The 13,415-nt window shown below is 75.1% G+C and carries 13 protein-coding genes; all 13 read right to left on the bottom strand.

All coding sequences use genetic code 11. From position 1 onward, the window contains the following. The coding region (locus Q0195_RS15820) for a signal peptidase II (RefSeq protein ID WP_366518113.1) at positions 1 to 824 on the bottom strand (824 nt) is incomplete at its 3' end. Between the two features lie 64 nt (positions 825 to 888). Continuing rightward, entirely contained in the window at positions 889 to 1,557 is a 669-nt protein-coding gene (locus Q0195_RS14950) for a DivIVA domain-containing protein (protein ID WP_299279953.1), read from the bottom strand. 109 nt (positions 1,558 to 1,666) lie between these two features. Next, positions 1,667 to 1,960 (bottom strand): YggT family protein, encoded by a 294-nt coding sequence (locus Q0195_RS14945; RefSeq protein ID WP_299279951.1) that lies wholly within the window; start codon positions 1,958 to 1,960, stop codon positions 1,667 to 1,669. A 4-nt stretch (positions 1,961 to 1,964) separates the two neighbouring features. Next, positions 1,965 to 2,444 carry a cell division protein SepF gene (gene sepF, locus Q0195_RS14940; protein WP_299279949.1) on the bottom strand — a complete coding sequence of 160 codons (480 nt, stop codon included), beginning with the start codon at positions 2,442 to 2,444 and terminating at the stop codon, positions 1,965 to 1,967. Between the two features lie 107 nt (positions 2,445 to 2,551). Further along, positions 2,552 to 3,310: a polyphenol oxidase family protein gene (locus Q0195_RS14935; RefSeq protein ID WP_299279948.1), complete on the bottom strand. Its 759-nt coding sequence runs from the start codon at positions 3,308 to 3,310 to the stop codon at positions 2,552 to 2,554. A gap of 1 nt (position 3,311) precedes the next feature. Continuing rightward, a complete protein-coding gene (gene ftsZ, locus Q0195_RS14930) occupies positions 3,312 to 4,550 on the bottom strand; it encodes a cell division protein FtsZ (protein ID WP_299279946.1) in 1,239 nt (412 codons plus the stop codon). Between the two features lie 154 nt (positions 4,551 to 4,704). Beyond that, a complete protein-coding gene (locus tag Q0195_RS14925) occupies positions 4,705 to 5,646 on the bottom strand; it encodes a cell division protein FtsQ/DivIB (RefSeq protein WP_299279944.1) in 942 nt (313 codons plus the stop codon). Continuing rightward, a complete protein-coding gene (gene murC, locus Q0195_RS14920; protein WP_299279942.1) occupies positions 5,643 to 7,025 on the bottom strand; it encodes a UDP-N-acetylmuramate--L-alanine ligase in 1,383 nt (460 codons plus the stop codon). Before murC ends, Q0195_RS14925 begins: the two co-directional genes overlap by 4 nt. Beyond that, positions 7,022 to 8,137, bottom strand: a complete 1,116-nt coding sequence (murG, locus tag Q0195_RS14915; protein ID WP_299279940.1) for an undecaprenyldiphospho-muramoylpentapeptide beta-N-acetylglucosaminyltransferase — start codon at positions 8,135 to 8,137, stop codon at positions 7,022 to 7,024. The genes murC and murG overlap by 4 nt, the downstream gene beginning before the upstream one ends. Then, on the bottom strand, positions 8,130 to 9,440 hold the full coding sequence (gene ftsW / locus Q0195_RS14910; RefSeq protein WP_299279938.1) for a putative lipid II flippase FtsW: 1,311 nt from the start codon (positions 9,438 to 9,440) through the stop codon (positions 8,130 to 8,132). The genes murG and ftsW overlap by 8 nt, the downstream gene beginning before the upstream one ends. Further along, entirely contained in the window at positions 9,437 to 10,888 is a 1,452-nt protein-coding gene (gene murD, locus Q0195_RS14905) for a UDP-N-acetylmuramoyl-L-alanine--D-glutamate ligase (RefSeq protein WP_299279936.1), read from the bottom strand. Before murD ends, ftsW begins: the two co-directional genes overlap by 4 nt. Next, positions 10,885 to 11,976 (bottom strand): phospho-N-acetylmuramoyl-pentapeptide-transferase, encoded by a 1,092-nt coding sequence (mraY, locus tag Q0195_RS14900; protein WP_299279934.1) that lies wholly within the window; start codon positions 11,974 to 11,976, stop codon positions 10,885 to 10,887. The genes murD and mraY overlap by 4 nt, the downstream gene beginning before the upstream one ends. Beyond that, the gene (gene murF / locus Q0195_RS14895) at positions 11,970 to 13,373 is read right to left on the bottom strand and encodes a UDP-N-acetylmuramoyl-tripeptide--D-alanyl-D-alanine ligase (protein WP_299279932.1); all 1,404 of its coding nucleotides are present in this window, start codon (positions 13,371 to 13,373) and stop codon (positions 11,970 to 11,972) included. Before murF ends, mraY begins: the two co-directional genes overlap by 7 nt. Between the last annotated feature and the right edge of the window lie 42 nt (positions 13,374 to 13,415).

Raw genomic sequence — 13,415 nt, 5'->3', positions numbered from 1 at the left:
GGCGTGGCAGGCGGGGCCGGCATCTCCGGCCCGGCAGGGCCGGCCGTCCCGGCAGGCGTGCCCGGGTCGGCGGGCCCGGCAGGGCCGCCGGGCACCTCGGCAGCGGCCTCGTCGTCGGCCCGCACGACGGGTGCCGACCCGGCCTGGACCCGGCTCGCCGAGGGCGCGGCGCGCACCCAGGCGGCAATGTCCACCGCCGCGCCGGTGGGGCGCGGGACCTCGGGGGAGAACTCCTCCACCTCGGTGAGCGGTTCCTCCCCCAGGTCGTCCACCTCGTCCGGGACGGCCGGCGCGGGGTCCTCGCCCGCGGCGGCACCGTCCGCCGGTGGCGCGGTCCGGGTGCCGTCGACCTCGACACCGCGCAGGGCCAGCACGGCGATGAGCACGGCAGCGGCGACGATCGCGATGTCCGCGACGTTGCCGACGAACCAGCCGTTGTAGTTGATGAAGTCGACGACATGGCCGCGGCCGAAGCCCGGCTCGCGCAGGAGGCGGTCGTAGAGGTTGCCCAGCGCACCGCCGAGCAGCAGGCCGAGCGCCACCGCCCACGGGGTGGAGTACAGCCGCCGCGCCACGCGCAGCACGTAGACGACCACCGCCACGGTGATGACCGTGAAGATCCAGGTCATGCCCGTCGCCAGGGAGAAGGCGGCGCCCGGGTTGTAGATGAGCTGGAGGCCGAGGAGGTCCCCGAGCAGCGGGTTGACCACGCCGGGGGTGAGCCGGGCCTCGGCCAGGTACTTGGTCACCTGGTCGACGACGGCGATACCCGCCGCCAGCCAGAGGAGCAGGACGATCCGGCGGCGCCGGCCCTGCTGGGTCATGCCTGTCCTTCCTCGGCACGCAGCGACGGCGGCAGCCCGGTGGGCCGCCGCCGTCGGGGCATGCTCAGCGACCGAACTGTGCCGGGCCGGCGTCCGCGCGCCCGGAGATGTTGCCGCGGCCCTCGACGTCCGCGAGGAGCGACTCGAGGTAGCTCTTCAGGCGGGTGCGGTAGTCGCGCTCGAAGACACGCAGCTCGTCGATCTTGCGCTCCAGCAGCGAGCGCTCCTGCTCGAGCTGGGCCAGCGTGCGGTTGTGCTGCTCCTCCGCCTCGCGCACGATGCGCTCGGCCTCGGTCCGTGCCTCGTGGAGGATGCGCTCCCCCTCCTGCTTGCCGTTGTTGACGTACTCGTCGTGCAGGCGCTGGGCGAGGGCGAGCATCCCGGCGGCGGAGGTCGGCTCGTCACCCGCCTCGGCGGCGGGGGCGGCCGGGGCCGCGGGCGGCGCGAAGGTCTGCTCCTGCTCGGCCTCGGGCGCTGCCTCGGCCTCGGCCTCGGCCTCCTCGGCCGGGGCAGGTGCGGGGGCGGCAGTCTGCTCACCGCTGGTCAGCTCGGCGATCCGCCGCTCGGCGGCCGCCAGCTTCGCCTTGAGCTCCTCGTTCTCGTTCTGGAGGGTGCTCAGCGTGTTGACGACCTCGTCCAGGAAGTCGTCGACCTCGTCCTGGTCGTAGCCCTCCCGGAACTTCGTCGGCTGAAACTTCTTGTTCAGCACGTCGTCTGCAGTGAGCAGCGCCATAGTCGTCACCTCGGTAGTCCAGTCGTTCGGTCGTGAGCGCCCGCGCGACTCACGGGTCCACGTTAGCGGAACGTTACCTGAGCCAGCGCACCGGGCCGGTACGGCGCCGTCAGGTGAGCGCCAGCCCCGCGGCCACCCGCATGAGGATGCTGACCGCGAGGAAGAGGATGATGAAGCCCAGGTCGAGGGCGATCCCACCGAGCCGGAGGGGCGGGATGTAGCGGCGCAGCCACTTCAGGGGTGGGTCGGTGAGCGTGTAGATGAGCTCGGCGAGGATGAGCAGCGCGCCCCGGGGTCGCCAGTCGCGGGAGAACACCTGCACCCAGTCGAGGACCAGCCGTCCGATGAGGACGACGAGGTAGAGCAGGAGCAGGAGGTAGACGATCGAGAAGAGCAGCTCCACGTCGTCAGCTCTGGTTGAACAGACGCCCCGGCCCGGCGTCGGGCTCACCGGAGTCGGTGGCGACCTCGACGTTCGCCGGGGACAGGAGGAACACCCGGTTGGTCACGCGCTCGATGGTGCCGTGCAGCCCGAAGACCAGGCCGGCGGCGAAGTCGACCATCCGCTTGGCCTCCGCCTCGCTCATCCCGGTGAGGTTCATGATCACGGGGGTGCCGTCGCGGAACGACTCACCGATGACCCGGGCCTCGTTGTACGTGGCCGGGTGCACGGTGCTGATGCGGCGCAGGTCCTGCTCCGGCTCGGGGGCGGGCACCACACGCATCGGCGTCACCTGGGCGTGCCGGTCGGCCCGCTCGGCCCGCTCGGACCGCGGCTCGGGCGCCGCCGGCTCCTCGTGCCGGGGGACGTCGAGCTCGTCGGCGTAGTCCGCCTCGTCCTCGGACAGTCCGAGGTACGCCATCGTCTTCCGCAGTGCTCCGGCCATGACTGCTCCCGTCGTCGAATTCTGCGATCACACCTCGTGCCGCTCCTGTGGTCGTGACGCTAGACCAGCATCCGCGCCACTGTGCGCAGCAACGCGCGGCGTGTCGCTCACGCCGGCCGGACGACGCCGGCGAAGCGGCCGGTGCGCCCGTCGCGGCGGTAGGAGTAGAACCGCTCGTCCTCCCGCGTGCACGCCGCCGGGGGCGTCACCCGCCGCACCCCGGCCGCGGCGAGCTGGGCCATGACCCCCGCCGGGACGTCGAGCGCCGGGGTGGCCCACGACGTCGTGCTCCGGGCCTCCGGCACCACCGCGGCGACCTCCTCGCGCAGCGCCGCCGGGACCTCGTAGCAGCGGCCGCAGATGCTCGGACCCAGCGCCGCGTACAGCTCGGCCGGCTCGGCCCCCTGCGCGGCGAGTGCCCCGAGCGTCGCCCGGACGATCCCGCTCGCCAGCCCCTGGCGGCCCACGTGGGCGGCCGCGACAAGGTCGCCGGAGGGGGTGGCGAGCAGCAACGGGACGCAGTCGGCCACCATGACGCCCACCGTCGGGGCGCCGGGCCCGGCGCGACGGGCGACGAGGGCGTCGCACTCCCCCACCGTCGTGCGTCCGCGCGCCGGGACGGCGTCGACGACCTGGACGACGGCGGAGTGGCGCTGGCTCATCCAGGCCACGGGGTGTCCGGCCCAGCGGTCGAGCAGGTGCCGGTTGGCCAGGACGTCGTGCTCCTCGTCGTCGACGTGGAGCCCGAGGTTGAGGCCACCGCTGCCGTCCGGGGCGGCGTAGGGCCCGCCGGAGACGCCACCGGCGCGCGTGGTGAAGCCACCACGCGCGCCGGGTCCCAGGTCGGCACCGAGGAGCTCGGGCACCTCAGCGGAGGAAGTCGGGGATGTCGAGGTCCTCCTCGCGCCGGCCGCGCACCGGCTCCTCGTCGAAGACCCGCGGCACCTCCAGCGGCCGCCGCTGCTCGGCCGCTCCGGCGTACACCGGCTCCGGTTCGCGCTGCGGCTCGCGCTGGGGGGCGGCGGGCTCGGGAGCCTGCTGTGCGGCGGGCGGGGTGACCGGCTCGGGGGCGCTGGGGGCGCTGTCGAGCGGCACCGGGGCCTCCGCCGGGGTGGCGGTGCGCCGCTGCTGCGGCGCCGGGGCGGGGGCCGGGTTGGGCTTGGGGTCGTCGAAGCCGGCGGCGATGACCGTGACCCGGACCTCGTCGCCGAGGGCGTCGTCGATGACGTTGCCGAAGATGATGTTCGCCTCGGGGTGGGCGGCCTCCTGGACCAGCCGGGCGGCCTCGTGGATCTCGAAGAGCCCGAGGTCGCTGCCGCCCTGGATGGACAGCAGCACGCCGTAGGCGCCGTCGATGCTCGCCTCGAGGAGCGGGGAGGAGATGGCCAGCTCGGCGGCCTGGATGGCGCGGTCCTCCCCGCGGGCGGAGCCGATACCCATGAGGGCGCTGCCGGCGCCCTGCATGACCGACTTGACGTCGGCGAAGTCGAGGTTGATGAGGCCGGGGGTGGTGATGAGGTCGGTGATCCCCTGGACACCGGAGAGGAGCACCTGGTCGGCGCTCTTGAAGGCGTCGAGGACCGAGACGTTGCGGTCGGAGATCGACAGCAGCCGGTCGTTGGGGATGACGATGAGGGTGTCGACCTCGGCGCGCAGCGCCTCGATACCCGCCTCCGCCTGGGTGGAGCGGCGCCGGCCCTCGAAGGTGAAGGGCCGGGTGACGACGCCGATGGTCAGCGCGCCGAGCGAGCGGGCGATGCGCGCCACGACCGGGGCGCCGCCGGTGCCGGTGCCACCGCCCTCCCCCGCGGTGACGAAGACCATGTCGGCACCGCGGAGCACCTCCTCGATCTCCTCGGCGTGGTCCTCGGCGGCCTTCTTGCCGACCTCCGGGTCGGCGCCGGCCCCGAGCCCACGGGTGAGCTCACGCCCGACGTCGAGCTTGACGTCGGCGTCACTCATGAGGAGCGCCTGGGCGTCGGTGTTGATGGCGATGAACTCCACGCCCTTGAGCCCGACCTCGATCATCCGGTTGACGGCGTTGACACCGCCGCCACCGATGCCCACCACCTTGATCACTGCTAGGTAGTTCTGCGGTGCCGCCACGTCGGCCCCCTCACTTGGTTCGCTGCTGGTGCTGTCCTGGGGCTAACCCTCAACCTCTACCTGAGGGTTAGACTTATGTCATGTTCTGGCACCGGAGACGCTAGGTGCCCGATGCACCCCGGGCAACGACATCGAGGGGTGTGTCGCACACGGTTCACCCGGAGATCGTCGGGGCGCGGGGCACGGTGACGTCGTAGACGCCGGCCTCCCGCTCACGCAGGACGGCGAGCACGGCCGCCTTGAGGTCGGACTCCTCCGGTCCGCCCCACCGCACGGTGGCGCCGTCGGCCAGCTCGAGGGTGATCGCGGCGGGGTTGGCCGCCCCGGCCGTCGCGACCTCGGCCCGCAGGTCGGCGGGCAGCTCGGCCAGCACGCTGAGGACGGCCGCGAGGGTCTGGCCGGCCCGCTCGTCGGCGAGCGGCACGGTGACGTTCGGCAGCTCCTCGGGTGGCTCCGCCGCCGTCCCGACGACGACGCCCTCGACGTCGAGCAGGACGACGCCGTCGTCGCCCGGGGCCACCGCGACCGGCACCCGCGGCACGACGTCCACGCGCAGGCCGTTGGGCCACGCACGGGTGACCTGGGCGGAGCGCACCGTGGTGATCTGCGTGAGGTCGGCGACGAGCTCGCCCGTCTCGAGCCGGGCGAGCGGGGTGCCCTCCCGCCGGGCGACGACGGCCATGACGTCCTCGTGCGCGACGGTCGTGCCCTCCCCCACCCCGGTGACGGTGACGTCGGCGACCTCGAGGGCGAGGAGCGGTGAGACGAGCACGGCCCAGGCGGTGCCGGCCAGCACGGTGACAGCCGCGGCGAGAAGGAGGACCTTGCGCCAGGCCAGGCGGCGGCGGGCGCGGGTCCGCTCGGCGAGGCGCTCGAGGAAGCTGCTGCGCTCGACCGCCGGGTCGGTGGGTGGTTCGGCAGGCGTGACGTCGCGGCGCGGGAGGAGCCGGCGGCGGGCGGGCGAGGGCTCCTGCGCGGGCAGCACCTCGCGGCCGCCCTGGTCCGCCGCAGGTGTCTCGGGAGCCCGCTCCTCCTCACCGAGCAGTGCGGCGGTGACCACCGGGCGGGGCCGGCGCGGGGCGCGGGGTGGTCTCACGCCCGCTCCGCGAGCAGCCGGAGGATGTGCGGTCCGAGCTCGGTGACGTCCCCGGCCCCCATGGTGAGGACGAGGTCGCCGGGGCGGGCCAGCCCGGCGACGACCGCCGCCGCCCCGTACCGGTCGGCGACGTAGCGGGCGCCGTCCAGGCGGTCGGTGATGAGCGAGCCGTCGACACCCGGCACGGGGTCCTCCCGGGCGGCGTAGACGTCGGTGACGACGACGGCGTCGGCGGCGGCCAGCGCCGCGGCGAACTCCGCCGCGAAGGTCTGGGTGCGGGAGTACAGGTGGGGCTGGAAGAGGACGAGGACGCGCCCCTCCCCCGCCGCGAGCCGGGCCGCCGCGAGCGTGGCGGCGACCTCGGTGGGGTGGTGGGCGTAGTCGTCGACGACCCGGACCCCGTGCGCGCGGCCGCGCTCCTCGAAGCGCCGCCCGGTCCCGCGGAAGGCACCGAGGGCGGCGGCGAGCGCCACGGGGTCGGCGCCGAGGGCGACCCCGGCGCACCAGGCCCCGGTGGCGTTGCGGACGTTGTGCGCCCCGGTCACCGCCAGCCGCAGCGGCACCGGGCGGTCGACCCGCGGGTGGTGGAGCACCGCGCTCGCACCGTCCGCCCCGACCTCGAGGTCGGCGATACGGACGTGCCCCTCGCCCGTCCCGGAGGTGGGCACGGGACCGGGCCCGGTGCCGTAGGTCAGCACCCGCACGTCGGGGCCGACCCGGTCGACGAGGCGCCGGCCACCGGCGTCGTCGGCGCACACGACGAGCAGCCCGGTGACGCGGGCGGCGAAGTCGACGAACGCCTGCTCGAAGGCGTCCCGCGAGCCGTAGTGGTCGAGGTGGTCGGGTTCGACGTTCGTCACCACGCCGACCGCGGGCCGGTAGTTGAGGAAGGACCCGTCGGACTCGTCGGCCTCGGCGACGAACGCCCGGCCCTGGCCCAGGTGCGCACCGCCGCCCAGCCCGGCGACGCTGCCGCCGATGGCCCAGCTCGGGTCGGCCCCCACCTCGGCGAGCGCGACGGCGAGCATGGCGGACGTCGTGGTCTTGCCGTGGGCGCCGGCGACGGCGACGAAGTCCTGGTCCCCGGCGGCGACGACGAGCGCCTGGGAGCGGTGGATCACCGGCAGCCCCAGCTCACGGGCCCGCAGCAGCTCGGGGTTGTCGGGGCGCACCGCCGTGGAGACGACGACGGTCCCGTGCTGCGGGACGTGCGCCGGGTCGTGGCCCACGTGGGCCCGCACCCCGGCGGCCCGCAGCCGGTCCAGGATGGCGCTGGGGCGGGCGTCGGAGCCGGAGACCTCCAGGCCGCGGGCGGCGAGGAGCTCGGCCACCGGGGCCATGCCGGCGCCGCCGATCCCGATGAGGTGGTAGCGGGTCACGTCCGCTCCCGCGCGGCACGGACGACGAGCTCGGCGAGGCGGGCGGCGCCGTCGCGGATACCGGCGCCGGCGGCGGCGCGGCCCATCTCGGCCAACCGCTCCCGGTCGGCGAGGAGGGCGCGCAGCGGCCCGGTGACGTAGTCGGCGGTGAGGTCGGCGTCCGCGACGATGGTCCCGCCCCCCGCCGCGACCACCCCGGCGGCGTTGCGCCGCTGCTCACCGTTGCCGATGGGCAGGGGCACGTAGACGGCCGGCAGCCCCAGGGCGGCCAGCTCGCTGACCGTCCCGGCCCCGGCGCGGCAGAGCACGAGGTCGGCGGCGGCGTACGCGCTGGCCATGTCGTCGAGGTAGGGACGCACGTGGTAGTGCCGCAGCCCGGAGGTCGCGCTGCGCACCGGCTCGTCCTTGCCGTGGCCGGTGAGGTGGAGCACCTGGACCCCGGCCTCGTCCAAGGCCGCGGCGCCGGCGGCGACGGCGTCGTTGATGCGCTGCGCGCCGAGGGAGCCGCCGGTGACGAGCAGCGTGGTGCGCTCCGGGTCGAGCCCGAGGGCGGCGGCACCGGCACGGCGGCGGGCCGCGGTGTCGGCGGCGCGCTCGGCGACGAGGTCGGCGATGGCCGGGCGCAACGGCAGCCCGGTGAGCGTGGCCCGCGGCAGCGGGGTGCCGGGGAAGGTGACGGCGACGTACCGGGCCCAGCGGGCGCCGAGGCGGTTGGCCAGCCCGGGCCGGGCGTTCTGCTCGTGGATGACGACCGGCACGCCCAGGCGGCGGGCGGCGAGGTAGGCCGGGGTGGCGACGTAGCCGCCGAAGCCGACGACCACCTGCGCCCGGGTCGCGGTGATCGCCTCGGCGGCGGCCCGCACGGCGGCGCGCAACCGTCCGGGCAGGCGCAGCAGGTCGAGGGAGGGGCGCCGCGGCAGCGGGGTGCGCGGGACGATCCGCAGCGGCAGCCCGGCCTCGGGCACGAGCCGCGACTCCAGCCCCTCGGCCGTGCCGAGCACGGTGAGGTCCGCACCGCCGGGCAGGGCGGCGAGCCGGTCGGCGGTGGCGAGCAACGGGTTGACGTGGCCTGCCGTCCCGCCGCCGGCGAGCAGGGCGCGCAGCTCAGCCACGGCCGCGCCCGCCCACGACCACCGCCAGCGAGCGGCGCACCGCGCCCCGGCGGGCGCGCAGCGCCTCGGCCGCGCCCGGCTCGTCGCGGGCGAAGGCGAGGACGACGCCCATCGCGAGCAGGGTGGCGATGAGCGCGGAGCCGCCCGCGGACACGAGGGGCAGCGGCACGCCGATGACGGGCAGGAAGCCGATGACGACCCCGATGTTGATGAGCGCCTGGCCCAGGATCCACGCGGCGACGGCGCCGGTGGTGATCTTGACGAACGGGTCGGGGTGGCGGCGCACGATGCGGAACATCCCGACGGCGAGCGCGGTGAACAGCCCGAGCACGAGGAGCGTGCCGAGCAGGCCGAGCTCCTCGCCGAGGATGGCGAAGATGTAGTCGTTGTGGGCCTCGGGCAGGTAGGCCCACTTCTCGCGGGAGGCGCCCAGGCCCACCCCGGAGATCCCACCCGTGCCCAGCCCGTACAGGCCGTGGAGGGTCTGGTAGCAGGCCGCCGAGGTGTCGCAGTCCCCGCCGAAGACGGCCATGATCCGCTGCATCCGGTTGTCCGAGCCGATGACGAGAAAGGAGACGAGCCCCGCCCCGGCGACGACCGCGGCCCCGAACCAGCGCAGCGGGACGCCGGCGACGAACATCGCACCGGCGACGACCGCGGCGACGACGAGGGCCGTGCCGAGGTCGTGCCCGGCCAGGACGAGCCCGAGCGCGACGGCGGAGACGACGAGGCCCGGGACCAGGACGTGCATGGGCCGGTGGAGCAGGTGCGCCTTGCGGGCGAGGACGAGCCCGAGCCACACGGCCAGGGCGAGCTTGAGGAACTCCGAGGGCTGGATCGTCTGTCCCAGGCCGGGGATGTAGATCCAGTTGGTGTTGCCCTTCTCGCCGCGGGCGAGGGGGGAGAGGATGAGCGACTGGAGCACGAGGCCGAGCCCGAGGGCGGGCCAGGCCAGGCGCCGGTACCACCGCACCGGGATGCGGCTGGCGACGACCATCGCCGGCACCCCGACGAGGGCGAACTTGGCCTGGTCGAGGAAGTAGCCGTAGGGCGTGCCGGTCTCCCGGATCGAGGTGATCGAGGAGGCGGAGAGCACCATGACCACGCCGATGGCCAGGAGCAGGAGGGTCGCTCCGCCCACGACGTAGTAGCTGAGCACGGCAGGCCCGCGGACGAGGGCGTCGGTGGTGTCACGGGTGTCGCCGCGGCTGCCGTCGCGCACGTGGGTGCGGCGCGCGGACGCGCCGGAGCGGCGTCCGGGCAGGGCCGGCCGCGGGAACCGGGCCGGCTGGACGGCCGTCATGCCGGCTCCTCGGGCAGCGCGCGGACGGCGGCGGCGAAGGCGTCGCCCCGGGCGCCGTAGTCGGTGAACTGGTCCATCGACGCGCACGCGGGGGCGAGCAGCACGGTGTCGCCCGGCCGGGCGAGGCCTGCTGCTGCGGCGACGGCGTGGCTCATCACGTCCCCAGTGTCGCCAGCCGTCACCTCGGTCACCGGCACCTGCGGCGCGTGTCGGGCAAGTGCGTCACGCAGCGGGGCGCGGTCGAGGCCGATGAGGACGACGGCGCGCAGCCGGTCGGCGACGTCGCGGACGAGCTCGTCGAAGGTGGCCCCCTTGGCCAGCCCGCCGGCGACCCACACCCCGCGCCCGGCGGGCAGTGCCGCGAGGCTCGCCCGGGCGGCGTGGGCGTTGGTCGCCTTGGAGTCGTCGACCCAGGTGACGCCGCCGCGGGTGGTGACGACCTCGATCCGGTGCCGGCCGCCGTCGAAGGCGCGCAGCCCGGCGGCGACCGCCTCCGGGGGGACCCCGTGGGCGCGGGCGAGCGCCGCGGCGGCCAGCGCGTCGGCGACGACGTGGCCCGGGACCTGCCCACCCGGGGTGGGGGCGAGGTGAGCGAGGTCGGCGAGCGTGGCGAGCGGGAGGGCGTGGGTCTGGCGGCGGGGTTCGAAGGCGCGGTCGCACAGGACGTCCTCGACGATGCCGAGCTCGCCGACGGCCGGGGTGCCGCGGACCGCGCCGATGCCGCGGGCACCCTCGGCGACGTCGGCCTCCTCGACCATGGCCCGGGTGTCGGCGTCGGTGTAGACGCAGGCCCGCACGGTGCGCTCGTACACGCGCGCCTTGTCGGCGCGGTAGGCGGCGAAGGAGCCGTGCCAGTCGAGGTGGTCGGGGGCGATGTTGAGGCACACCGAGGCGAGCGGGGCGACGGTGTGGGTGAGGTGGAGCTGGAAGCTGGAGAGCTCGACCGCCAGGGCGTCCACGCCGCCCTCGGCGGCGACCCGGACGACGGGGGTGCCGACGTTCCCGACCGCCGGGGCGCGCAGCCCGGCCGCGGTGAGGATGGCGCTGAGCATGCCGACGGTGGTCGTCTTGCCGTTGGTCCCGGTGATGGTGAGCCACGGCGGCCGTGCCTCGGCGGGCTGCAGCTGCCAGGCCAGCTCGACCTCGCTCCAGCACGGCAGGCCGCGCGCGGCGGCCCGCGTCAGCAGCGGGGAGGTCGCCGGGACGCCCGGGGAGACGACGGCGAGGTCCGGGGCGGCGTCGAGCACCGCATCGGCCAGCGCCTCGTCGTCGGCGACGGCGACCAGCTCCACGCCCGGGCCGAGCTCGGCGCGGGCCGCCTCGACGGCGGCGCCGCTGCGGTCCAGGCCACGCACGTGGGCACCGAGGGTGGTGAGCACCTCCGCGGCCGCGCGCCCGGAGGTGCCCAGCCCCACGACCGTGACCCGGGCACCGGCCAGCGCGCTCATGCCGTCACCCACTCCGCGTAGAAAGCGCCGAGCCCGAGCGCGACGCACAGCGCGGCGATGAGCCAGAACCGGATGACGATCGTCACCTCGCCCCAGCCGCCGAGCTCGAAGTGGTGGTGCAGCGGGGCCATCCGGAAGACCCGTCTGCCGGTCGCCTTGAAGAACCCGATCTGGATGACGTCGCTCATGACGATGACGACGAAGAGCCCGCCGATGACGATGGCGAGGAACTGGGTGTGGGTGAGGATCGAGAAGCCGGCGATGGCCCCGCCCAGTGCGAGCGAGCCGGTGTCGCCCATGAAGATCTGGGCCGGTGAGGCGTTCCACCACAGGAAGCCGAGGCAGGCGCCGATGAGGGCGGCACCGATGAGCGAGAGGTCGCGGGGGTCGCGCACCTCGTAGCAGGCGGACCACGCAGCGCCCGGGTCGGTGAGGAACTGGCAGTTCTGGTTGGCCTGCCACATCGAGATCACCGTGTAGGCGGCGAAGACCATGGCCGAGGCGCCGGTGGCCAGCCCGTCCAGGCCGTCGGTGAGGTTGACCGCGTTGGACCACGCGGTGATGAGGAAGTTCGCCCAGAGGATGAAGAGGATGAGGCCGAGCACCGGCCCGGCGAAGGCGAGGTCGATCGACGTGTCCCGGACGACGGAGATGTGCGTCGACCCGGGGGTGCGGAAGTTCTCGTTGGGGAAGTTCAGCGCGAGGACGGCGAAGGTGATGCCGACGGCCGCCTGGCCGATGATCTTCCACCGCGCCCGCAGCCCGAGGGAGCGCTGCCGGCTGATCTTGATGTAGTCGTCGGCGAAGCCGATGACGCCCAGGCCCACGATGAGGAAGAGCAGGAGCACCCCGGAGGCGTTCGGGGCGCGTCCGGCGACGATGTTGGAGACGGCGTACCCGAGGACGGTGGCGAGGATGATGATGACCCCGCCCATGGTCGGGGTCCCGCGCTTGGTGTAGTGCGCGGTGGGTCCGTCCTGGCGGATGAACTGCCCGTAGTTCCGCTTGACGAGGAACCGGATGAACAGCGGGGTGCCGAAGAGCGCGATGACGAGGGCGGTCGCCCCCGCCACGAGGACGGTCACCACTCGGCGCCACCCCCCTCCCGGGTGAGCCGGTCGGCCAGGCGCCACACGCCGGAGCCGTTGGATCCCTTGAGCAGCACGAGGTCGCCCTCCTGGAGGAGCTCGTCGAGCAGCGCGGCGGCGGCGTCGACGTCGGTGGGGGTGTGGACCTGGGGGCCGTTGGCACCGGCGCCCCGGCGCACGGGCGGGCCGGCGGCACCGGGGGCCACGACGATGTCGACCCCGAGCTCGGCCGCGAGGCGGCCGAGTTCGACGTGCGCCGGCTCGGTCTCCTCCCCCAGCTCGAGCATCTCGCCGAGGACGGCGATCCGCCGGGCGGCGGGCATGGCGGCGACGGCACGCAGCGCGGCGGCCATCGAGTCGGGGTTGGCGTTGTAGGCGTCGTCGACGACGGTGACGCCGTCGGGGCGTCGGGTCACTGCCATCCGGTGGGCGCTCACCCGTTCCGCGCGGCTCAGCGCCTGGGCGACGAAGCCGACGTCGAGGCCGAGGGCGAGTGCGGCCCCCGCCACGGCGAGCGCGTTGGAGACCTGGTGCTCGCCGTGGAGGGCGAGGCGGACGGGGTGGCGCGTGCGGGCACCGGAGCTGTCCGTCTCCAGGACGAAGGAGGGGCGGGCCTCCTCGTCGAGGGTGACGTCGCCGGCACGGACGTCGGCGTCCGCGCCGCGACCGAACCAGACCACCGGGCCGGGGGCGTCGGCGGCCATGGAGGCGACGCGGCGGTCGTCGGCGTTGAGCACCGCGGTGCCCCCGCCCCGCAGGCCGGCGACGATCTCGGCCTTGGCGCGGGTCACGGCCTCGATGGAGCCGAACCCGCCCATGTGCGCGTGGCCGACGATGAGGACGACGGCGACGTCGAGGGGGGCGATGCGGGTGAGGTAGGCGATGTGGCCGGGGCCGCTGGCCCCCATCTCCAGCACGAGGTAGCGGGTCTCGCGGGTGGCCGACAGGACGGTCAGCGGCAGTCCGATCTCGTTGTTGAACGACGCCCGCGGCGCGACGGTGGGGCCGGCCTGGGCGAGCACCTGGGCCAGCAGGTCCTTCGTCGTGGTCTTGCCCACCGACCCGGTGAGGCCGACGACCCGCAGGTCGCCCTCCTCCCGCAGGACGGACAGGACGTGACGGGCCAGCTCGCCCAGCGCGATGACGGAGTCCGGGACGAGGACGTGCGGGGCGTCCACCGCCCGCTCGGCGATGACGAGCGCCGCCCCCGCGGCGACGGCGGCGGCGGCGTGCTCGTGCCCGTCGGTGCGCTCGCCGCGCACGGCGACGAAGACCGAGCCGGGGCCGGCGAGCCGGGAGTCGGTGACCACGCCGCCGGTCACGAGGAGCTGGGGGTCGACGCCCACCGGGCGTCCGCCGACGGCCCGGGCGATCTGGGCGACGGTGAGCTGGATCACGGCTGCCCCCACCCGGGGCGCTGGTCGTCGGAAGTCACGTCT

It is taken from the genome of uncultured Georgenia sp. (assembly GCF_937958535.1).
Lineage (GTDB): Bacteria > Actinomycetota > Actinomycetes > Actinomycetales > Actinomycetaceae > Oceanitalea.
The sequence above is the reverse complement of the archived record's forward strand: the minus strand, read 5'-3'. Positions and strand labels throughout refer to the sequence as shown.